Source organism: Paracoccus sp. P2, assembly GCF_046335115.1.
Classification (GTDB): domain Bacteria; phylum Pseudomonadota; class Alphaproteobacteria; order Rhodobacterales; family Rhodobacteraceae; genus Paracoccus; species Paracoccus pantotrophus.
On sequence record NZ_JBGOSN010000004.1, the window covers coordinates 150315 to 170366 of the forward strand.

Here is a 20052-nt window from a genome sequence, read left to right on the forward strand (position 1 = left end):
TCAGAGGCTTCTGCCGCGGCAGATCCGCCTTGGACATTACGGTTCGCTTACGGGAGCGCGGTCGATGTCCCAAAGTTGACGGAGTGCCATGCGCCTGCTTGCCGTAGAAGATGAACCGGACCTGGCCGAGGCGATCGGCGCCTATCTGCGAACTGCTGGCCATGCCGTCGATCTGGCCCTCCGGCTGGAAGATGCCGAGGCGGCCGCGGCGGGAACGGATTACGACCTGATCCTTCTCGACCTGCATCTGCCCGACGGCGACGGGCTGAAGCTGCTGCGACGGTTGCGCGCCGAGGGACGCCGGACCCCGGTGCTGATCGTCACCGCCCGCGACCGGATCACCGAGCGGATCGCGGGCCTGGAAGCCGGGGCCGACGACTATCTCGTCAAGCCCTACGACCTGGACGAGATGCACGCCCGCATCCTGGCGATCCATCGCCGGGCCACCGGCATCGTCGAGGCAGAGCGCCGCTTCGGCCGTCTCTGCATTCTGCCGGATCGCCGGCAGGTTCTGCTGGACGACGCGCCCGTTCACCTCACCTTGCGCGAGTGGGCGCTGATCGAACGCCTCAGCCGCCGACCCGACATCACCGTCACCCGTGCGCAGATGGAGGACACGCTTTACGGTTTCGGCGATGAAGTCGAGAGCAACGCGATCGAGGCGCATATCAGCCGGCTGCGGGCCAAGCTGGGCCGAGACGCCATCGTGACGCAGCGCGGGTTCGGCTACCGGATGGGGCAGGTCTGATGCAGCGGCTCAACCTGTCTCAGCGGGTCACGCTGTTCACCACACTTGGCCTCGCTGTGATCTGGCTGGCGGCGATCCTGCTCATGTCCTCGGTGCTGTGGTCCGAGGAAGAGGAGATGTTCGATCAGCAGCTTGCCGAGACCGCCCATGTGCTGCTGCCGCTCCTGTCGCTTGTGGAAACGGCCGACGCAGCAGGGCTGAGAGCGCCGCAACCCTCCTTCGACATCGACGAGGCGCTGATCTACCGGCTGATCGGCCGGGATGGCCAGGTCGTGCAGCAGGTCGATATGGGGGGGCGTATGTCGCTGCCGGACCTGCCGGACCTCTCCGATGCCGGTTTTTCCACAAGTTCCGACTATCGGATCTACGCCACGCAATTCAATGCGGCCGGACATGCCCTGCAACTCGCCGCTCCGATGGCGGAACGGCGCGAGGCGTTCCGGGAAGGTATGCTCGGCTTTCTGCTGCCGATGCTGGCGCTTCTGCCGCTGACATGGCTGCTGGTCGGCTGGATCGCGCGCCGCGCGCTGGCGCCCATGCGCGAGCTGCGCGCGGAAATCTCGACCCGGGATGGCAGCCGGCTGGACGCCATCGACGCCAGCGACTGGCCCGAGGACCTGGTACGGATCGCCGGCACGCTGAACGGCTTCATGGCCCGGCTGACCCAGGCGCTGGAGGCGGAGCGGGCCTTCGCCACCAATGCGGCGCATGAGCTGCGCACGCCGGTTGCCATCGCTCTGGCGCAGGTGCAGCAGCTTCGCATGGAAATCACCGCGCCGGACCAGATCGGACGGATCGAGGCGCTCGAACGCGCGCTGCAACGGATGCGGCGGCTCGTCGCCCGGCTCCTTCAACTGGCGCGCGCGGATGCGGGAGTCGGATTTTCCACGAAGGAACAGGATATTGCCGCGCTGACGCGGTTGGTCCTGGCGGATGTCGTGCCGCGCTCCGCCGCCGACCGCATTAAGCTCGCCCTGTCTGATGCGCCGGTTCTCGCGAGGATCGACCCGGATGCCTATGCCATCGTTCTCGGCAACCTGGTCGAGAACGCCCTTCAGCATGGACCGTCTACCGAAGGTATCATTGTGACGGTCGGGCCGGGCCCCGTACTGGAAGTGGGCAACGGCGGCCCGGTGGTTCGCAACCTCGACAGCCTGCCGCGCCGGTTCAGCCGGCGGGACGGCGATGGCTTCGGCCTTGGCCTCCACATCTGCGAGCAGATCGTCCAGCAGGCCGGGGGCCGGCTTGAACTGCTTTCCCCTCTGCCGGGGCGGAGCCAGGGCTTCATGGTCAAGGTTCATCTGCAAGGCACCGCCCCTGCCAGCATCGCCTGACGCAATGATCTGGCTGTCTCGGCGGGAAGCGAGAAACCTCCGCAGCCTTCCCAAGCCGTCCTTGATCTTGCTTTCCGATGCGGCATGGCACCAGCGCACCCAGCCTGCGCCTTCGGGGCCGAAGGCCGCACCAGGGGCAAGCCCAAGTCCGACATCCCGGACGAGCTTCTTGGCGACGTCAAACGTGTCCTCGACGCCCTCGATTCTGAAGAAGGCATACATCCCGCCGGCAGCCTCCGGCACCTCGATGCCCGGCAAGCTCCGCAGACCACTGACCAGTTGCGCGCGGGATCGACGCAGATCCGCCCGGACCGATGCCACCAGCCCTTCACCCTCGGTCAGCGCCGCCAGCGCCGCCCGCTGGGCGGGTTCGGCGATACAGGATGTGCTGTATAGATCACCTTCTCCAGAGCCGCCACGATCGGCGGTGGCGCCGTGACCCAGCCGATACGGAAGCCGGTCATCAACCACGCCTTCGAGAAGCTGTTGATCGAGATCAGCCGGTCGCCGTCCTCATAGCGTGCAAGGAAGGACGGGGCGCGATCCAGAGCGGGATCGTGGATGATGCGCTGATATACGTCGTCCGCGACGAGCCAGATGCCATGCTTGCGGCAATGGGAAAGGATTACCTCGATCTGGTCTTCGCGGATGGTCCATCCTGTGGGGTTGTTCGGGGAGTTGATGACAACCATGCGAACGTCGGGCGACAGGGCCGCCAGCAACTTGTCTGTCTCAAGTTCCCACCGCCCGTCGATCACCGAGAGGGCGACCCGGGTTACCTCGCAGCCGAGAATGCGCGGAATCTCGACATGTTCGGCCAGATCGGCGTCACGGCAACGACCCTGTCGCCCGGCGACAGCAGCGTTTGACCCACCGCCATCAGGGCGTTGATCCCTGCGGTGGTGACGGCCACCCGGTCCGCCGCTATCGCACGCCAATTGACGCGCGTCATATAGGTGGCAAGCGCCTCGCGCAGATAGGGCCGCCCAAGGTTGGGGGTGTAGAAGGTTTCGCCGTCCTTCAGCGACTGGATCGCCGCTTCGCGGATGAAGCCCGGCGTGGGCTGATCGGACTCGCCGAACCAGAAGGGAAGCATCCCCTGCTGGCCCATCCCGCCGTTTGCAATCGCCCGGATCAGCGAGTTGGGCAGCAAGGATATGTCGTGCCTGGGCTCTACGGCAAAGCGATGGTCGGTCGTCTGATCCCTCGGTTTGGAATTTCTGCGGGCCTTGATTGGCCGGGCCGCAGCGGTAGCTGACCGCGCCCCGACCCGGTAGCCATTTAGCCTTCCCGATCTGGGGAAGGAGATACCCGGCAAGACCCTGCGCCAGTCGTCCAGCCCTCCGCGCCCGGCCCCGGTCAGCTTACCGTAAGATTGCCCGCCTACTCCGACCCGCGAACGCCGGGCTGGTTGCCACGCTGACGCCTTCGCGCGCGCGGCACCCCGGCTGCGGAAGGATGATGGATGTTCGAGCAAATTCTGAGGGTTGTCGGGGACGGCGGCTATGCGGGCATCGCCACGGCCATGTTCGCCGAGAACGTCTTTCCGCCCATCCCTTCGGAAATCATCATGCCGCTGGCCGGATTCCATGCGGCGCGGGGAAGCCTCTCGCTGGGATTGGTGATCCTCACCGGAAGTGCTGGAGCAACGCTGGGGGCATTATTCTGGTATTTCGTCGGCCGGGTGATCGGCGCCGACAGGATCGTCAGCCTCGCCGCCCGCCATGGCCGATGGATGACGGTCACACCCGAGGACATGCAGCGTGCGATCGCCGGGTTCGCGCGGCACGGCAACAAGGCGGTGTTCTGGGGGCGGCTGGTTCCGGGGCTGCGCAGCCTGATCTCCGTCCCTGCCGGCATCGCGCGGATGCGGCTGGCGCCGTTCCTGCTGTGGACATGCCTCGGCAGCGTGATCTGGACCACCTTCCTCGCCCTGGGCGGGTATTGGCTAGAGGGGCAATACGCAAGGATCGCCGACTGGATCGACCCCATCTCGACGGTCGTCATCGCCGGATTTGTGCTGTTCTACCTCTACCGCGTGCTGACTTGGAAGGCGGGCTGACCATGGTGCAGCTCGACCACCCGGGAGCGTCGGAAACGGCACTGGATCGCTGGCGACAGGCCGCTCTGGCCGGTATCGCCGTGCTGACCCTCTGGCGCGTGGCGATTCTCTGGTTCAACCGGACGGAGCTTTGGGTCGATGAGGCGCAATACTGGCTCTGGGGCCAGTCCTTCTCCTTCGGCGCCTACTCGAAACCGCCCCTAATCGGTTGGCTGATCGGGCTTGTCACCCGAATCGCTGGCGACAGCACCTTCGGCGTGCGGCTTGCCGCCCCCCTGTTTCATGGGATCACGGCATATGTCGTCCTGATCCTGGCCTCGCGCCTGGCCGACAGGCGGGCGGCGGCACTGGCGGCGCTGACCTATGCGACCATGCCGGCGGCGACGCTCGGCTCGCTGCTGATCTCGACCGACACGCCGATGCTGCTGGCGATCGCGGTCGCTCTGCTTCTTCAGCACCGGCTGGCGGAACGATCCGCTGCGGGGCAGGCCACCCTGCTTGGGCTGGCGGTTGGCCTCGGCTTTCTGTCGAAACACGCGATGATCTTCACCGTCGCGGGGATGGTGGCCGCGGCGGTGGCCTCCCCTTCATGGCGTCTGGCCCGGCGCGATTTTCTTCTCGCCCTGCTGGTTGCGCTGGCCGTGGCGGCTCCGAACCTGTGGTGGATCGCCACGCATGGCTTCGTGACCCTGCGCCATCTGGCGGAAGCGGGTGGGGCGGGGGGATGGGGTCTGCATCCGGCACGCGCGCTGCGCTTTCTGGCCGAGCAATTCGCGGTGATGGGGCCGCTGGCATTCGCCGCGTTCCTGCTGTCCTTCCGTGGCGCAGACCCTCAGATGCGCGGGCTGCGCGCGATGGCGGCGGTGGTTCTGGCAATTGTGACCTGTCAGGCGCTGGCGGGGCGAGCACTCGCGAACTGGGCAGTCGGATTCACCGTCGCGAGCAGCATTATCGCGGCGGTCTGGCTCATACGCCATCCCCGCCTGGCGATGGTTTCCCTCACGCTCGGCCTCGTCGTTGCCATTGCCCTGCCGCTCCTGACCGTGTTCGGCACGGGCTGGCGGACCGGAGAGGGCAAGCTGATCCTCGCCCGCCACCTCGGCCGTGGCGAGGTCAGCGCCCGCGCGATGGACTATGCCCGGCGACAGGGCGTGCAGGTCATCGCCGCCCACGACCGCGGCTTGCTGGCCTATCTGAGCTGGCAAGCGCGAGCGACCGATCTGCGCATCGTGGCCGCCCCGCACAAGGGCGCCGCCCGACACCATTGGGATCTGGTCCAGCCTTTCGCTTCAGATGCTTCCGGCCCGGCGGCCCTGCTGCTGTTGCAGGCTCAGCCGCCGGGCTGCGCCCTTGGCCCGAATGAGAGCTGGATCGCCGGCCCCGGCTTCGCCGAGGGGCAGCGGATCACGCTCACCCTCACTTCCCCCGCCTGTTTGATGGAAATTACCCGTGAATGACCCCATTTTCTCCCGCCTGCATGTCTTTACGCTGACCGCCACGCTGGTCATGATCTGCACCTTCGTCAGCTTCCCGGGGCTGGATATTGCGATCTCGGGTTTGGTCTACGAGAGGGCGGGGCGGTTCCTGCTAACCGCGAGTTGGCTTGCCAATGCTGTGAACGACTCTCTGCGCATCGGACTAAGCGCGGTATTCCTTGCAATTCTTCTCGCGATCCTGCTGTGGAAACTCCTCCGGATCACACCGGAATCGGGCCTTGCCAACTGGGGCTTTGCTATCACCAGCTTCCTGATCGGACCGGGGCTGATCGTGAACGGCATCCTGAAATCATATGTCGGCCGCGCAAGACCCGTCCATCTGGTCGAGTTCGGAGGAAGCAAGGCTTTTACTCCCATGCTGGAGATCAGCGATCAATGCGGCAAAAACTGCTCCTTCTCGTCCGGCGAGGTGGCGCAGACCTCGACCTTCGTGTTCACCGCGCTGGTGCTGGCCTGGCCGCATCTGTCGCGAACCGGAAGGTGGGTATGGGCCCTCATCGGAGCGGGCTTGATCTGCCTGAGCATGTTCCTCCGCATCGGCCTGGGGAGGCATTTCATGTCGGACGCCCTTACCTCGGTCGCGATCTCCGCCATGGTGGCACTAGCCATGTATCGTTTGTTCAACGTCGGCATGGCCCGCGGAAAGCTGACTTGGGTGGCGTTGTTGCGCGATCTGAGGGCGATGGGTGGTGCCTTCACGATGCTGCTTCTGCGAGGCGGCCGCACAGCCCTATCCCTGCGCTCCTGTAACCCTCCTGATACCACAGGATCGCGCGATTGATGTACACGGCCCGCAGCGCCATCCTAGTCAACTGCAGCGTCCGCTCGCCCGAATCGCTTAGGGTAGTTTTGGACGACCAGCAGTCATTAAACTGCAATGTGGCTGCACCGCCGTTCCCCTGTATTTGCACGCCACGCTACTACGCCCACCGAAACTTGTTGAAACGCCCCGTTTTGGCTCTCTTTTAGTCATCCCCATCCGGGGAGTGTCTCCAGCCTCCCCGGTGGAACGGGGACGAGATGGCAGGCAACATTCACAAACAGGCAGTAGTGGACCGCGGCGCGCGCATGCTCCGGACGGCGCTCGGGCCTGCCATCTCAACCTTTCTGCAAGACCCCGCTGTGGTCGAGGTCATGCTGAATCCGGATGGTCGGATCTGGGTGGACCGCCTGTCCGAGGGGCTGGCCGATACGGGGGAGGTACTGTCGCCCGCCGATGGCGAACGTATCGTGCGGCTGGTCGCCCACCATGTCGGTGTGGAGGTGCATGCCCGCAGCCCGCGCGTCTCTGCTGAGCTGCCGGAAACAGGTGAGCGGTTCGAAGGTCTGTTGCCGCCCGTCGTGGCCGCGCCCGCCTTCGCGATCCGTAAACCCGCCGTCGCCGTCATCACGCTCGATGACTATGTGGCCGCCGGCATCATGTCTGCGGGACATGCGGCAGCCCTGCGCCGCGCGGTCACGTCGCGCGCCAATATCCTGGTGGCCGGTGGCACCTCGACCGGCAAGACCACGCTGACCAATGCACTGCTCGCCGAGGTCGCGAAGACCCAGGATCGCGTGGTCATCATTGAGGACACCCGCGAGTTGCAATGCGCAGCACCAAACCTCGTGGCCATGCGCACCAAAGACGGCGTCGCCTCTCTGTCCGAACTGGTCCGGGCCTCTCTGCGTCTGCGCCCGGATCGTATCCCCGTCGGCGAGGTGAGGGGGGCCGAGGCCCTCGATCTCCTCAAAGCCTGGGGCACCGGGCATCCCGGCGGGATCGGCACCATCCATGCCGGGTCCGGCATCGGCGCCCTGCGCCGCCTCGAACAACTCATCCAGGAAGCCGTCGTCACCGTGCCGCGCGCCCTGATTGCAGAGACCATCGACCTCGTGGTGGTTCTCTCCGGTCGCGGATCAGCACGCCGTCTCGCGGAACTCGCCTCGGTCGAGGGCCTCGGCCCTGACGGCGACTACCGGATTTCCCCCGCCTTTTCCGACCCCACCACCACTCCCAGTACAGGAGACTCTCAATGATCCGTCCCGCCTTCCGTATCCACCAGCATGTCGCGACCGCCGCCGCCTTCCTCTCGGCGAGCCTGATGACCTCCCCGGCCTTTGCTGCGGGCTCATCCATGCCCTGGGAGGCCCCGCTGCAATCGATCCTGCAATCGGTCGAGGGGCCGGTCGCCAAGATCGTCGCGGTGATCATCATCATTGTCACCGGCCTGACGTTGGCCTTTGGCGATACCGGCGGCGGCTTCCGGCGGTTGATCCAGATCGTCTTTGGTATCTCCATCGCCTTCGCGGCCAGTTCCTTCTTCCTCAGCTTCTTCAGCTTCGGCGGTGGGGCGCTGATCTGATGGCCGTGAGTTTCGAGGCCCTCGACGCGGTGCCGGGATTCAGCGTCCCGGTTCACCGCGCCCTGACCGAGCCGATCCTGCTCGGCGGCGCGCCGCGCTCCGTTGCCATCCTGAATGGCACGCTGGCCGGCGCGGTCGGCCTCGGCCTTCAGCTCTGGCTCGTCGGCATCCTGATCTGGGCCGTCGGCCATATCGCCGCCGTCTGGGCCGCCAAGCGTGATCCGCTCTTCGTCGAGGTGGCGCGCCGCCATCTGCGCATCCCTGGCCATCTTTCGGTGTGAGACCCCCGCCATGATGAATCTCGCAGAATACCGCCGCACCGCATCCCGCCTCGCTGACTATGTGCCCTGGGTGGCGCTGGTCGGGGAGGGGGCTGTCCTCAACAAAGACGGGTCATTCCAGCGGACCGCGAAGTTTCGCGGTCCGGATCTGGATTCCGCCGTAGCGGCCGAACTTGTCGCCGTGGCGGGGCGGCTGAACAATGCCTTCCGACGGCTCGGCTCCGGCTGGGCTATCTTCGTGGAAGCACAGCGCTCAGAGGCTGGGACCTACCCGGCATGCAGGTTTCCCGATCCGGCCTCCGCCTTGATGGATGCCGAGCGAAGGGCCGACTTCGAGGAGGAGGGCAGCCATTTCGTCTCGGGCTACTTCCTGACCTTCCTCTGGCTCCCGCCTGCCGAGGATTCCGCCCGATCGGAATCCTGGCTCTACGAGGGGCGCGAGACCTCGGGTGTGAACCCCTGGGAACAAGTGCGCGGCTTCATCGACCGCACCGACCGCGTGCTGGCACTGCTCGATGGCTTCATGCCGGAATGCCGTTGGCTCGATGACGCGGGCACGCTGACCTATCTCCATTCCACCATCTCGACCAATCGCCATCGTGTCCGGGTGCCGGAAACCCCGGTCTATCTCGATGCGCTGCTGGCGGATCAGCCGCTGACCGGCGGGCTGGAACCGCGTCTGGGCAACCAGCACCTGCGGATTCTGACCATCACCGGGTTTCCGGGGACGACCACGCCCGGCCTGCTTGATGAGATGAATCGGCTGGCCTTTCCCTATCGCTGGTCGACGCGCGCCATCCTGATGGACAAGACCGACGCGACGAAGCTTCTGACGAAGATCCGCCGCCAGTGGTTCGCCAAGCGCAAGTCCATCGCGGCGATCCTCAAAGAGGTGATGACCAACGAACAATCCGCGCTGGTCGATACCGATGCGGCGAACAAGGCCGCCGATGCCGATATGGCCCTGCAGGAGCTCGGCGCGGACCTCGCGGGTATGGCCTATGTGACGGCCACCATCACCGTCTGGGATGAGGATGCCCGGCGCGCCGACGAGAAACTGCGGTTGGTCGAGAAGATCGTCCAGTCCCGCGACTTCAGCATCATGGTCGAGACGGTCAATGCCGTTGACGCCTGGCTTGGCAGCCTGCCGGGGCACGCCTATGCCAATGTCCGGCAACCGCCGGTCTCGACGCTCAACCTTGCCCATATGGTGCCCTCCAGCGCGGTATGGGCGGGGCCGGAACGGGACGATCATTTCGGTGCGCCCCCGCTGCTCTATGGCAAGACCGAAGGATCGACCCCGTTCAGGTTTTCCCTCCATGTCGGGGATGTCGGCCATACCCTCGTTGTCGGCCCGACCGGCGCTGGCAAATCCGTGCTGCTTGCGCTGATGGCGCTCCAGTTCCGCCGCTACGCGCGCAGCCAGATCTTCGCCTTCGATTTCGGGGGCTCGATCCGCGCCTCGGCCCTCGCCATGGGCGGTGACTGGCACGATCTCGGCGGCGAGCTGACAGATGCGGCCGAAGCTTCGGTTTGCCTGCAACCGCTGGCCCGGATTCACGAGACTGCCGAGCGGGCCTGGGCCGCCGACTGGATCGTCGCAATCCTGATGCGCGAGAACATCCAGATCACGCCCGAGGTGAAGGAACATCTCTGGACGGCGCTGACCTCGCTGGCCACGGCCCCGGTTGGGGAGCGCACCATCACCGGCCTTGCCGTGTTGCTGCAATCCAATGACCTGAAGCAGGCGCTGCGCTCTTACTGTATCGGCGGACCCTATGGCCGACTGCTCGATGCCGAGGTCGAGCATCTCGGCACCGCTGATGTCCAGGCGTTCGAGATCGAGGGACTGGTCGGGACCGGCGCGGCGCCGGCGGTCCTGTCCTATCTGTTCCATCGGATCGGCGACCGGCTCGATGGCCGACCGACGCTGCTGATCATCGATGAGGGCTGGCTGGCGCTCGATGACGACGGCTTCGCGGGTCAGCTCCGCGAGTGGCTGAAAACGCTGCGCAAAAAGAACGCCAGCGTCATCTTCGCCACCCAGAGCCTGTCGGATATTGACGGCAGCAACATCGCCCCGGCGATTATCGAAAGCTGCCCGACGCGGCTCCTCTTGCCGAACGAGCGCGCCATCGAGCCGCAGATCACCGCGATCTATCGACGTTTCGGGTTGAATGACCGCCAGATCGAGATCCTGGCGCGGGCGACACCCAAGCGGGACTATTACTGCCAGTCGCGGCGCGGCAACCGCCTGTTCGACCTCGGCCTCTCCGAGGTCGGCCTCGCGCTCTGCGCGGCCTCCTCCAAATCGGATCAGGCGATGATCGCCGAGATTCTCGCGACCCATGGCCGTGATGGTTTTCTCGACGCCTGGCTGCGCGCGCGTGGCGTCGATTGGGCGGCCGATCTGATCCCGAACCTCACCAACCTCGCGGATGAGCCCGAGGAGACGACCCCCGTCACGATCCTTGATGACGGGTTCAACCTTACCTTTGAAGAAGAGGAGATTACCCCATGACCTGCAAGACGCGGCCCTTCCTGCGCATGGCCAGCGCAACCGCATTCGCCCTGACGCTTGCGGCACCGATGGCCCTCACCCCGGTGTTCACGACGCCGGCTCATGCCTTCTTCGGGGGCTTGGGGCGGATCGTCTACGACCCGACCAACCATGCCGAGAACCTGATGACCGCCGCGCGGACGCTGGAACAGGTCAACAATCAGATCACCCAGCTTCAGAACGAAGCGCAGATGCTGATCAATCAGGCCCTCAATCTCACCAGCCTTCCCTACAGCTCGCTTCAGGCGCTTCAGCAAAATGTCCAGCGTACCCAGCAGCTTCTGGGGCAAGCCCAGAACATCGCCTTCGACGTGCAGACCATCGACCAGATGTTCCAGCAAGACTACGGCAATCTGTCCCTGACCGCGACCGATACCCAGATGATCGCCGACGCCCGCGCCCGCTGGGAAAACACCGTGGGCGGCTTGCAGGATGCGATGCGCGTTCAGGCCGGTGTCGTCGGCAACATCGACGGCAACCGCGCTGAAATGGTCGCGCTCGTCGGTGAAAGCCAGAATGCTGTCGGTGCGTTGCAGGCCACCCAGGCCGGCAACCAGCTTCTCGCCCTCCAGTCGCAGCAGCTCTCCGATCTGATCGCAGTGATCTCGGCCAATGGCCGGGCCGAGGCGCTGACCGAGGCCGAACGCGCGACGGCCGCCGAGCAGGGCCGCATCCAGCGCGAGCGCTTCCTGACGCCGGGCACGGGCTACCAGCCCGGCAATGCCCGTATGTTCAACTGACCGCGGGAGGGCAGATCATGGATGGGAAGGTGCTGGCCCGGATCGCGGCCGTGGTGTTGGTCGCTGTCGCGATCACCGCAGCGGTCATCGAGATGGCGCGCGAGGAACCCACTGGGTCAGCACCTTCCGCTCCGGCGCTTCAGGCACCGGCCGATCCGCTTCGCCTCGAGCTGCGGCGCTGCCAGGAAATGGGTGAGGCGGCGGCCAATGATGTGGAATGCCTGCGCCTCTGGGCCGGGAATCGTGACCGCTTTCTGGGGCGAACACCTGCACCATCGACATCCGCGCAACCTGACGCTGGCCCGATCGGGGGGCAGTAATCATGGGCGGAACCGGCGTTATCGACAGCTTTCTCGGCATCTTCACCAGCTATATCGACTCCGGCTTCGGTCTGCTGGGCGGCGAAGTCGCCTTTATTGCCACGACGCTGATCGTCATCGATGTGACGCTTGCCGCCCTGTTCTGGGCCTGGGGTGCCGATGACGACATCCTCGCCCGCCTCGTGAAGAAAACCATCTTCGTCGGGGTCTTCGCCTATATCATCTCCAACTGGAACAATCTCGCCCGCATCGTCTTCGAGAGCTTTGCCGGTCTCGGCCTCATGGCCTCCGGCACGGGCTTTTCGGCGGCTGATCTCCTGCGTCCGGGTCGTGTTGCCCAGATCGGCCTCGATGCCGGCCGGCCGCTCCTCGACTCGATCTCCGACCTGATGGGCTGGATCGCCGTTTTTGAGAACCTGGTGCAGATCCTCTGCCTGTTCTTCGCCTGGGCGCTGGTGATCCTCGCCTTCTTCATTCTCGCCGTGCAGCTCTTCGTCACCCTGATCGAGTTCAAGCTGACCACGCTCGCAGGCTTTGTGCTGATCCCCTTTGGCCTCTTCGGTAAAACCGCCTTCATGGCCGAGCGAGTGCTGGGGAATGTCGTCTCCAGCGGCATCAAGGTGCTGGTCCTCGCCGTGATCATCGGCATCGGCTCGACACTGTTCGGCCAGTTCACCGCCGGGTTTGGCGGTGCGACACCGACCATCGACGACGCCATGGCCATCGTGCTGGCGGCGCTTTCCCTTCTCGGCCTCGGCATATTCGGTCCCGGCATCGCCTCTGGCCTTGTCTCCGGTGGTCCCCAGCTCAGCGCCGGCGCTGCCGTCGGGACCGGCCTCGCGGTCGGCGGGGCTGCCGTTGCGGCTGGCGGTGCGACCATGTTGGCCGCCCGGGGCGGCGGCGCGGCCCTTTCCGGTGGAGCGGCCCTGGCGCGCGGCGGGGCATCTGCCGCAGGTGCTGCATCCTCTGCCTATACCTTGGGGGCAATGGGCGCGACCGGCGGTGCCGGCGTTGCCGCAGGTCTCGGTGGCGTTGCCCGCGCAGGCGCTTTCGCCGCCATATCACCCCTGAAACGCGCCGCCGCCCGTGCCGCTGAAAGTGTCAAATCCAGCCATGCGGGAGGGGTGCGGGGCGGATTCGCCGCCACCGGCGGCACCACCTCGATGGGCACAGTTGGTGGCGCGCCATCCGCACCCGATGCAGCAGCCCCAGCCGGAAGCCCGCCCGCCTGGGCACAGCGCATGCAACGCAGCCGCGCCATGAGCCAGGGCGTCAGGGTCGCGGCCCATGCCGTGCGATCCGGCGACAGCCGTGGCGGCGGTTCCTCGATCAGTCTTTCCGAAAGTGACCGCATATGAACATCTTCAAACGTCCATCCACCCATTTCGGCAAGGTGCCGCAACCAGAGACCCCCTATCAGAAGGCCGCACAGGTCTGGGATGAGCGCATTGGTTCGGCCCGGGTTCAGGCGCGCAACTGGCGCTATATGGCCTTCGGCTGCCTGATCCTCTCGGCCGGTTTCGCCTCGGCGCTGGTCTGGCAATCGGCGCGCGGAACCGTGGTGCCCTGGGTGGTGCAGGTCGACAGTCTCGGCCAGGCCCAGACCGTCGCACCCGCCACTGCCGACTACCGGCCCACCGATCCGCAGATCGCCTTCCATCTCGGCCGCTTCATCGAGCAAGTCAGGGCGATCCCGGCTGACGCCATCATCGTGCGCCAGAACTGGCTGCGTGCCTATGAGTTCACCACGGATCGCGGCGCGGCGGCGCTCAACGAACATGCCCGCACCAATGATCCCTTCACCCGCGTTGGTCGCCAGCAGGTGGCGGTCGAGGTCTCCTCGGTCATCCGGGCCTCGCCGGACAGTTTCCGCGTTGCCTGGACCGAGCGGCATTTCGAGAGCGGTCAGCTATCCACCACCGAGCGCTGGACCGCGATCCTGACCGTCGTGATCCAGACCCCACGGGACGCGGAACGACTGCGGGCCAATCCGCTCGGGATCTATGTCAACGCAATTTCATGGTCGCGGGAGATGAGCCAATGACCCCGATGCTGTCCTGCAAAGCCGCAGTCCCGGCTTTCCGTAAACCCGCAGTTGCGGCATTGCTGCTCTCCGCCTCCGTGTTGGCGGGATGTGCCAGGAACCAGGTGCCGCAGTTCAGCTATGATGACGATGTGCCACCGACCGCAACGGTGCCGACGGCGGTGGCAGATACGCGGCCCCGGCCCCTGCATGTTCCGCCCGCCTGGACAGTCGCGCGCGGTGGCACAGCCGCCGGCACGCCGGATGGTCGGGTCGAGAACGCCAATGCCGCTGCCCGGATCGAGCCACGCCGGGAAGGCTATTACAACGCCATCCAGATCTACCCATGGAGCGAAGGTGCGCTCTATCAGGTCTACGCCGCAGTTGGGCAGATCACCACGATTGCGCTGGAGCCGGGCGAGAGCCTGACCGGCACCGGGCCGATTGCGGCAGGCGACACCGCCCGCTGGGTCATCGGCGACACAGAAAGCGGCAGCGGAGCGAACCGTCGGGTCCAGATTCTCGTCAAGCCGACGCGGCCGGACATTTCCACCAACCTCGTCATCACCACCGACCGGCGCATCTATATGATCGAACTGCGTGCCCGCGAGGCGCTCTACATGCCTGCCGTGGCCTGGTCCTATCCCGCGCCGCCGCCGGGGCAGCGGCCGAGTGTGCCTGCTGCCCCTGTCATCCCGGCTGAGTCCGCCCGCAACTATCGCTACGGCTTGCAGCTTCCCGGCGAGAGCCCGCCATGGCGTCCGGTTGCCGTTTTTGATGATGGCCGCCGCGTCTATGTGGTATTCCCGCGCGGGATCGTTCAGGGCGAGATGCCACCGCTCTTCGTTCTGGGTAGCGATGGCGAACCGCAGATCGTCAATTCCCGGATCCATCAGAATATCCTGATCGTGGATCGGCTGTTTGGGGCGGCCGAGCTGCGCCTTGGCAGCGGCGACCGCCAACAGATCGTCAGGATCATCCGCATGGAACCGACGCAGGCTGAAGCCGCAACTTCTGCGCCAAAGGCGGGAGGATCGCCGACATGAGCGAGAAACCAGCCACCCCCATGCGGCTGCGCGCCGATGCGCCCCGCGTCACCCGCCTGTCCCGCAAGATGTTGGCGGGCGTCGGCGCTGTCGCCTTGCTCGGCATCGGCGGCGCGCTGATCTACGCGCTTCAGACCCGGGATGCCGGACCGGGCGGTGGCGAACTCTACTCGACCGAGAACCGGCCCACCGCAGATGGTCTCGCCGGTCTGCCACGCGACTATACGGGCCCCGTCCTTGGACCGGCATTGCCCGGTGATCTTGGTCGCCCGATCCTCGAGGCGCAGAACCGGGGCCAGCCCGTTGTTCCACCGCCCATGACCCCGCCGACGGTCGATCCTGAGGAGCAGCGCCGTCTTGCCGAGGAAGAAGCGGCCCGGCTGAGCAACGTGTTCTTCCAGGCCGGTCCGCGCACCGGCACAGGAGCGGGACCGGCGCTGGCAGGGCTTGGCGGGCTCGATCTCGGTGGCGTTGCCGGGCCGCAGGATGGTGCCTCGGGTTTCCTGAACGGCCCAGTGGATCGCCAGACCGTTTCCCCGGATCGTGTCGCGCCGCCGGCATCGCCCTATATCCTTCAGGCCGGGGCCGTGATCCCGGCCGCCCTGATCACCGGCATCCGCTCTGACCTTCCCGGCCAGATCACCGCGCAGGTGACGGAAAACATCTATGACAGCCCCACCGGGTCGCTGCTTCTGATCCCGCAAGGCACGCGCATCATCGGGCAATATGATGACGATGTGACCTTCGGACAGCGCCGGGTTCTGCTGGTCTGGAACCGGCTGATCCTGCCCGGTGGCCGGTCCATCGTTCTGGAGCGCTTGCCGGGCGCGGATGCCAGCGGCTATGCGGGTCTTGAGGATGGCGTCGATTACCATTGGTGGAATCTGATGCGGGCGGCGGGCCTGTCCACCCTGCTTGCTGTGGGGGCCGAGCTTGCCACCAGCGACGAGGACCGGCTGGTCCGGGCCATCCGCGACGGGGCGCAGGATACCATCAATCAGGCGGGCCAGCAGATCGTGCAACGGCAGTTGCAGGTTGCACCCACGCTGACCATCCGGCCCGGCTTCCCGGTCAGGATAATTGTGACCCGGGATCTGGTATTCGAGCCGGCAGGAGGTTGACCATGACGAAGCTGAAGCTCGGTCCCCTAGTGGAGGACAAGCCGGTAAAGATCACGGTGGAGCTACCGGGTTCGCTTCACCGCAATCTGACCGCCTATGCCGATGCGCTGGCTCACGAGACAGGTCAGCTCGCCCCCGATCCGGTCAGGCTGATCGTGCCGATGCTGGAGCGGTTCATTGCAACTGACCGGGCCTTTGCGAAGGCGCGTCGGACCGCCCGACCTCCGACGGCGGAGGTGTTGCGGCCATCGCCTTCGCGAGGCTGAGCAATCGCCGGAAAGCGGGATTGTCATTTCTGGCTGACCAGATAGCCGAGAAGGGGAGAACCTCGCCGAGGATCGGGCGGTAAGTCACGCTTGGAAACCGCGTAACGGTCATCGCCTCGCAGACCAGTGTCAGCCCCCGCCCAAGTGCCACCAGCGGCACGAGATTGTCTAGTCCGACCGCCTGCACCTGGATGTCGGGGCGTCCTCCGAGCCCCGTCAACTCGCGCACCAGATGAGCGTGGACTTCCTCTCCGGGAGCGGCTTTGCTGACGATGAAGGTCTTTCCGGTCAGGTTGCACCAAGTCAGCGCCTCATGGGCGGTAAGCGGGTGGTGATCCGGCAGGGCCACGAAGACGCGCTCGTACCACAAGGGCACGCGCTCACAATCTGCCCAGTCCCGTGTTCCTGCCAGGAATGCGACATCGAGGCGCAACCGGCGGATCGCGGCAACATGCTCATCGGCACTGCCGCCGATCAGTTCGATCCCCACCTTGCGGTGGCTCGCGCTATAGCCTTCCAGCAGTTCGGTGAGAAAACCCGAGGCAATAGAGGAGTAGATCCCGATCCTAACACACCCCTTCTCTCCCCGCCCAACGACAGCAGCATCATGCGCGCCTTCACCAACGATCCTGATCGTCTTCCGGGCCGTGGCCAAAAGGCGCTGCCCGGCAAACGTCTGTGAAATACCCCAAGTATGACGATGAAACAGAGAGGCGCCGATTTGGTCCTCAAGGTCGGCGATGCATCGGCTAACTGCCGATTGTGACAGGCCGAGGGCTGCACCAGCTTTGCGAAAGCTGCCGTGCTCAGCGGCAGCCACAAAATAACGGAGATGGCGAAGCTCGATTACGTCCGCGTGTGTCGTTGCTTTTCGCATCCTGCATTCACCTTCAATAGTGCTTTGTTAGCGCAAGATCACTGCTTTTCGGAACTGCCACGCAATATTTCAGCGAAGTACAGGAGCGGTGCGTAGAGCGTGACCTCAATGAAGTTTACGAGACAGAGCAGAATTAACCGCACTTTGTTTGGTCGATGTTCTGCTGCTCAATCTTACGATAACCTGACAGGTCAGCTTCGCCCCGGACAGCGGAGCGTCACATCGTTGTGAACGGCTTGGCATAGCCTTTACGCTTTTTTGCGGTTCGCAACAGCATTCGATGAGAATCACGCTATCGCGGCCAGAAGACGACCCGCTGACCGAGTCTTGTGACCGATCGCTTCGCCTTTGGGTTCAGGACGGCACTGCAGACCATCAGTATAACGGCCCGAAGATGTAGGACATGGACAATGTGAGTTACAGAAAGGAAACTCTTTGTTATCATACCGCTGCGGTGGATGATGGGGATGTGGCCGATACTACGCTGCGCTACGAAGCAGTCCGCTGGACATTGCCAAAGCCGACCGCTCAAGGAGGGCACGATATGCCGAGAGGAGCCGCAACTTGAGATGGTTGCACGCCCCCGCAACCACTGATAACGACAAACCCGTAGCATCCGCTGCGGGTTTTGTTGTTTTGGCAGTGTTTCCAATGGCTTGCTGCTCTGTCCAGTTGAGAATCGTGCCAAGTTCGCCGTGCAGTGTCGCGTAAATCTCGCCGCGTTCAGGCCCCGGCGTGAGCAAAATCTTCTCGATCAGGCCACGCAATGTCTCCGCCGCTTCCTGTCGCTCTTCCTTGCGGTTGAGCGCTTCGGTCAGGGCAGAAACCTTCTTTGCATAGATCGCGGAGGCGCTCGGCAGAATGTCCGGTGTGTCCTCTGGCGCATCGGCCAGCAGGGTGTTCAGTTCGGTCTTGCGCGCCTCCAGCGTGTCCATCTCGGCCTTCATGCTCTCATGGAACATGCCAGCCTTGATCGCCTCGATGATGCCGCGGATCTGCTTCTCGATCTTTACCAGTTCCGCTTTCCAGGCATCGCCGCTGGAGCGGCGTTCCCGGTTCAGCCGATTAGTTTCCTCGGCATAGGCGCGCATCGCCTCCTCGACGATCTCAGGCGCCATCATGCGGTCCTTGAGGCCGGAGAGCACGCGGGCTTCCAGGTCCTCACGCGGGATCGTGCGGCTGTTTGAACAGGCACCCTTGCTGATGTGGTTCGAGCAGGCAAACCGATCAGCGCCGCGAAGCGAGTAGGGGCCTCCGCAGCAGCCACAGAATACCAGGCCGGACAGAAGGGACTTCGGCCGACGGGTGCCGTTCAGGCGGTTCTTTTTGTGGTGCTTGCGCACGGCTTCGGTGACGTTGGCATACTTCTCGGCGATCTTGCCCTGCCGGACACGAACGGACTGCCATAGTTCGTCATCGACAATACGCAGCTCCGGCACATCCTTGATGATCCATTCCGATTCCGGGTTCAGGCGTGAGACGCGCTTTCCGGTCGATGGATCTTTGATGTAACGAAGCCGGTTCCAGATCAGACGACCGATATAAAGTTCATTATTCACCAGCCCCGTGCCGCGCTTCACATGGCCCCGGATGGTAGTGTCGCTCCAGAGCTTGCCTGCCGGACCGGGGACACCTTCCTCGTTCAGGGTACGAGCAATCGTGCGCGGCCCGATCCCCGATGCGAACTCCCGGAATATTCGGCGCACAACATTTGCCTCGGCTTCGTTGATCTCCCGGTTCCCGCGAATCGGATCGCCGCGCGCGTCGAGCTGCTTGACGACATTGTAGCCAAAGCAGAGGCCGCCGCCTGACTTGCCGTCCTCGACGCGGCCACGGATGCCGCGATGCGTCTTTGCCGCGAGGTCTTTGAGGAACAACGCGTTCATTGTGCCCTTGAGGCCGACATGCAACTCACTGATCTCGCCCTCCGACAGCGTGACAATCGGAACGCCTGCGAATTTGAGGTGCTTGTAGAATGTGGCGACGTCAGCCTGGTCGCGACTGATGCGATCCAGTGCCTCAGCCAGCACGATGTCGAACTGTCCGGCCTGCGCATCCTGAAGGAGTGCCTGAATGCCGGGGCGCAGGATCATGCTCGCTCCTGAGATGCCAGCATCCTTGTAGGTTCCGACGATCTTCCACTTCTCGCGTTTCGCCTGTTCGCGGCAGATGCGCAACTGATCCTCGATCGACGCCTCGCGCTGATTGTCAGAAGAATATCGGGCATAGAGCGCAACGCGGGTCATATCGGCAGTCCTTTCAAGCTCCGTGTCAGGGGAGGGGGAAGGGTCTTAATCGCGTTCAGGTTCGGAGATGGCTCTTATGGCCTTGCCCATGCGCTGCGCTGCTGACAGCAACTCGTCATATTGGGCTGCCGACATCAGCACAAACTCGCGCCGGCCATGTCGCGTGATCTCTACCGGCTCACGGTGAGACTCGTTCAGATACTGTCCGAACTTGCGCTGGAATTCGAGGGAGGTTGTGGTTGGCATCGCAGACTCCGGGAGAATAGGTCTGCTGATATAATACGTGTTATACGTATAATAGCAAGGGAATTTGCAAGTCAGCTACGCAGGTGGCGTTAAGCTTTACGCTCGGCTGCCAGCTTGCGTTCAAATTGCTCGCGGGCGATCTGGCGACCAATCAGGCGAGCCAGCGACATCAAGGCAGCATCATTGCGCGCAGGATCGTGCCGGTCCGTTTCCGGTCCGGTCGAGGGTGTAACCTCGATATTGATCCTGTTCCGCTTGACCGCCATCGTCTCCAAAATCCCATGCTCGGAAAGGGGCTGGGGCATTGGAACCGCGGAATGACCTTCCACGGAAGGTCTTGA

20 protein-coding genes and 1 pseudogene are annotated in these 20052 nt (G+C 64.5%); 16 read left to right on the forward strand and 5 right to left on the reverse strand.

Annotated features, from left to right (window positions below):
- Nucleotides 1-88: 88 nt before the first annotated feature.
- Complete coding sequence (locus ACDP63_RS04245; RefSeq protein ID WP_310458452.1) at nucleotides 89-748, forward strand: response regulator transcription factor; 660 nt, start codon at nucleotides 89-91, stop codon at nucleotides 746-748.
- Nucleotides 748-2082, forward strand: a complete 1335-nt coding sequence (locus tag ACDP63_RS04250; RefSeq protein WP_409927783.1) for a sensor histidine kinase — start codon at nucleotides 748-750, stop codon at nucleotides 2080-2082. The genes ACDP63_RS04245 and ACDP63_RS04250 overlap by 1 nt, the downstream gene beginning before the upstream one ends.
- A 338-nt stretch (nucleotides 2083-2420) precedes the next feature.
- Here the strand turns inward: ACDP63_RS04250 and ACDP63_RS04255 are convergent.
- Nucleotides 2421-3193: pseudogene (locus ACDP63_RS04255) on the reverse strand (aminotransferase class I/II-fold pyridoxal phosphate-dependent enzyme).
- Between the two features lie 354 nt (nucleotides 3194-3547).
- Between ACDP63_RS04255 and ACDP63_RS04260 the strand changes: the two are divergent.
- The 14 genes from ACDP63_RS04260 (at nucleotide 3548) to ACDP63_RS04325 (ending at nucleotide 16342) form a co-directional block, all read left to right on the forward strand.
- Nucleotides 3548-4144, forward strand: a complete 597-nt coding sequence (locus tag ACDP63_RS04260) for a DedA family protein (protein ID WP_409927784.1) — start codon at nucleotides 3548-3550, stop codon at nucleotides 4142-4144.
- A gap of 2 nt (nucleotides 4145-4146) precedes the next feature.
- Nucleotides 4147-5601, forward strand: coding sequence for an ArnT family glycosyltransferase (locus tag ACDP63_RS04265; protein WP_409927785.1), 1455 nt, complete (start codon nucleotides 4147-4149; stop codon nucleotides 5599-5601).
- Nucleotides 5594-6421 (forward strand): phosphatase PAP2 family protein, encoded by an 828-nt coding sequence (locus ACDP63_RS04270; protein ID WP_409927786.1) that lies wholly within the window; start codon nucleotides 5594-5596, stop codon nucleotides 6419-6421. The genes ACDP63_RS04265 and ACDP63_RS04270 overlap by 8 nt, the downstream gene beginning before the upstream one ends.
- A gap of 239 nt (nucleotides 6422-6660) precedes the next feature.
- Nucleotides 6661-7659: a P-type conjugative transfer ATPase TrbB gene (gene trbB, locus ACDP63_RS04275; protein ID WP_409927787.1), complete on the forward strand. Its 999-nt coding sequence runs from the start codon at nucleotides 6661-6663 to the stop codon at nucleotides 7657-7659.
- Nucleotides 7656-7985, forward strand: coding sequence for a TrbC/VirB2 family protein (locus ACDP63_RS04280; protein WP_409927788.1), 330 nt, complete (start codon nucleotides 7656-7658; stop codon nucleotides 7983-7985). The genes trbB and ACDP63_RS04280 overlap by 4 nt, the downstream gene beginning before the upstream one ends.
- Nucleotides 7985-8266, forward strand: coding sequence for a VirB3 family type IV secretion system protein (locus tag ACDP63_RS04285; RefSeq protein WP_036638406.1), 282 nt, complete (start codon nucleotides 7985-7987; stop codon nucleotides 8264-8266). Before ACDP63_RS04280 ends, ACDP63_RS04285 begins: the two co-directional genes overlap by 1 nt.
- Nucleotides 8267-8276: 10 nt before the next feature.
- On the forward strand, nucleotides 8277-10787 hold the full coding sequence (gene trbE, locus ACDP63_RS04290) for a conjugal transfer protein TrbE (RefSeq protein ID WP_409927789.1): 2511 nt from the start codon (nucleotides 8277-8279) through the stop codon (nucleotides 10785-10787).
- Nucleotides 10784-11566: a P-type conjugative transfer protein TrbJ gene (gene trbJ, locus ACDP63_RS04295; protein ID WP_409927790.1), complete on the forward strand. Its 783-nt coding sequence runs from the start codon at nucleotides 10784-10786 to the stop codon at nucleotides 11564-11566. The genes trbE and trbJ overlap by 4 nt, the downstream gene beginning before the upstream one ends.
- Nucleotides 11567-11583: 17 nt before the next feature.
- Complete coding sequence (trbK-alt, locus tag ACDP63_RS04300) at nucleotides 11584-11886, forward strand: putative entry exclusion protein TrbK-alt (RefSeq protein WP_409927791.1); 303 nt, start codon at nucleotides 11584-11586, stop codon at nucleotides 11884-11886.
- A 2-nt stretch (nucleotides 11887-11888) separates the two neighbouring features.
- Entirely contained in the window at nucleotides 11889-13244 is a 1356-nt protein-coding gene (gene trbL / locus ACDP63_RS04305; RefSeq protein ID WP_409927792.1) for a P-type conjugative transfer protein TrbL, read from the forward strand.
- A complete protein-coding gene (trbF, locus tag ACDP63_RS04310; protein WP_409927793.1) occupies nucleotides 13241-13930 on the forward strand; it encodes a conjugal transfer protein TrbF in 690 nt (229 codons plus the stop codon). The genes trbL and trbF overlap by 4 nt, the downstream gene beginning before the upstream one ends.
- A complete protein-coding gene (gene trbG / locus ACDP63_RS04315) occupies nucleotides 13927-14955 on the forward strand; it encodes a P-type conjugative transfer protein TrbG (protein ID WP_409927794.1) in 1029 nt (342 codons plus the stop codon). Before trbF ends, trbG begins: the two co-directional genes overlap by 4 nt.
- Nucleotides 14952-16076, forward strand: coding sequence for a TrbI/VirB10 family protein (locus ACDP63_RS04320; RefSeq protein ID WP_409927795.1), 1125 nt, complete (start codon nucleotides 14952-14954; stop codon nucleotides 16074-16076). Before trbG ends, ACDP63_RS04320 begins: the two co-directional genes overlap by 4 nt.
- 2 nt (nucleotides 16077-16078) lie before the next feature.
- The gene (locus tag ACDP63_RS04325; RefSeq protein ID WP_409927796.1) at nucleotides 16079-16342 is read left to right on the forward strand and encodes a DUF2274 domain-containing protein; all 264 of its coding nucleotides are present in this window, start codon (nucleotides 16079-16081) and stop codon (nucleotides 16340-16342) included.
- On the opposite strand, the gene ACDP63_RS04330 is transcribed toward ACDP63_RS04325, so the two are convergent.
- From ACDP63_RS04330 to ACDP63_RS04345, 4 genes are all read right to left on the reverse strand, one after another.
- The gene (locus ACDP63_RS04330) at nucleotides 16251-17219 is read right to left on the reverse strand and encodes a LysR substrate-binding domain-containing protein (protein ID WP_409927797.1); all 969 of its coding nucleotides are present in this window, start codon (nucleotides 17217-17219) and stop codon (nucleotides 16251-16253) included. The genes ACDP63_RS04325 and ACDP63_RS04330 overlap by 92 nt on opposite strands.
- A 479-nt stretch (nucleotides 17220-17698) precedes the next feature.
- Entirely contained in the window at nucleotides 17699-19465 is a 1767-nt protein-coding gene (locus tag ACDP63_RS04335) for a recombinase family protein (RefSeq protein ID WP_409927798.1), read from the reverse strand.
- Nucleotides 19466-19510: 45 nt separating this feature from the next.
- Nucleotides 19511-19711, reverse strand: coding sequence for a type II toxin-antitoxin system prevent-host-death family antitoxin (locus ACDP63_RS04340; protein WP_409927799.1), 201 nt, complete (start codon nucleotides 19709-19711; stop codon nucleotides 19511-19513).
- 89 nt (nucleotides 19712-19800) lie between these two features.
- Nucleotides 19801-20016 carry a hypothetical protein gene (locus tag ACDP63_RS04345; protein ID WP_409927800.1) on the reverse strand — a complete coding sequence of 72 codons (216 nt, stop codon included), beginning with the start codon at nucleotides 20014-20016 and terminating at the stop codon, nucleotides 19801-19803.
- Nucleotides 20017-20052 lie beyond the last annotated feature (36 nt).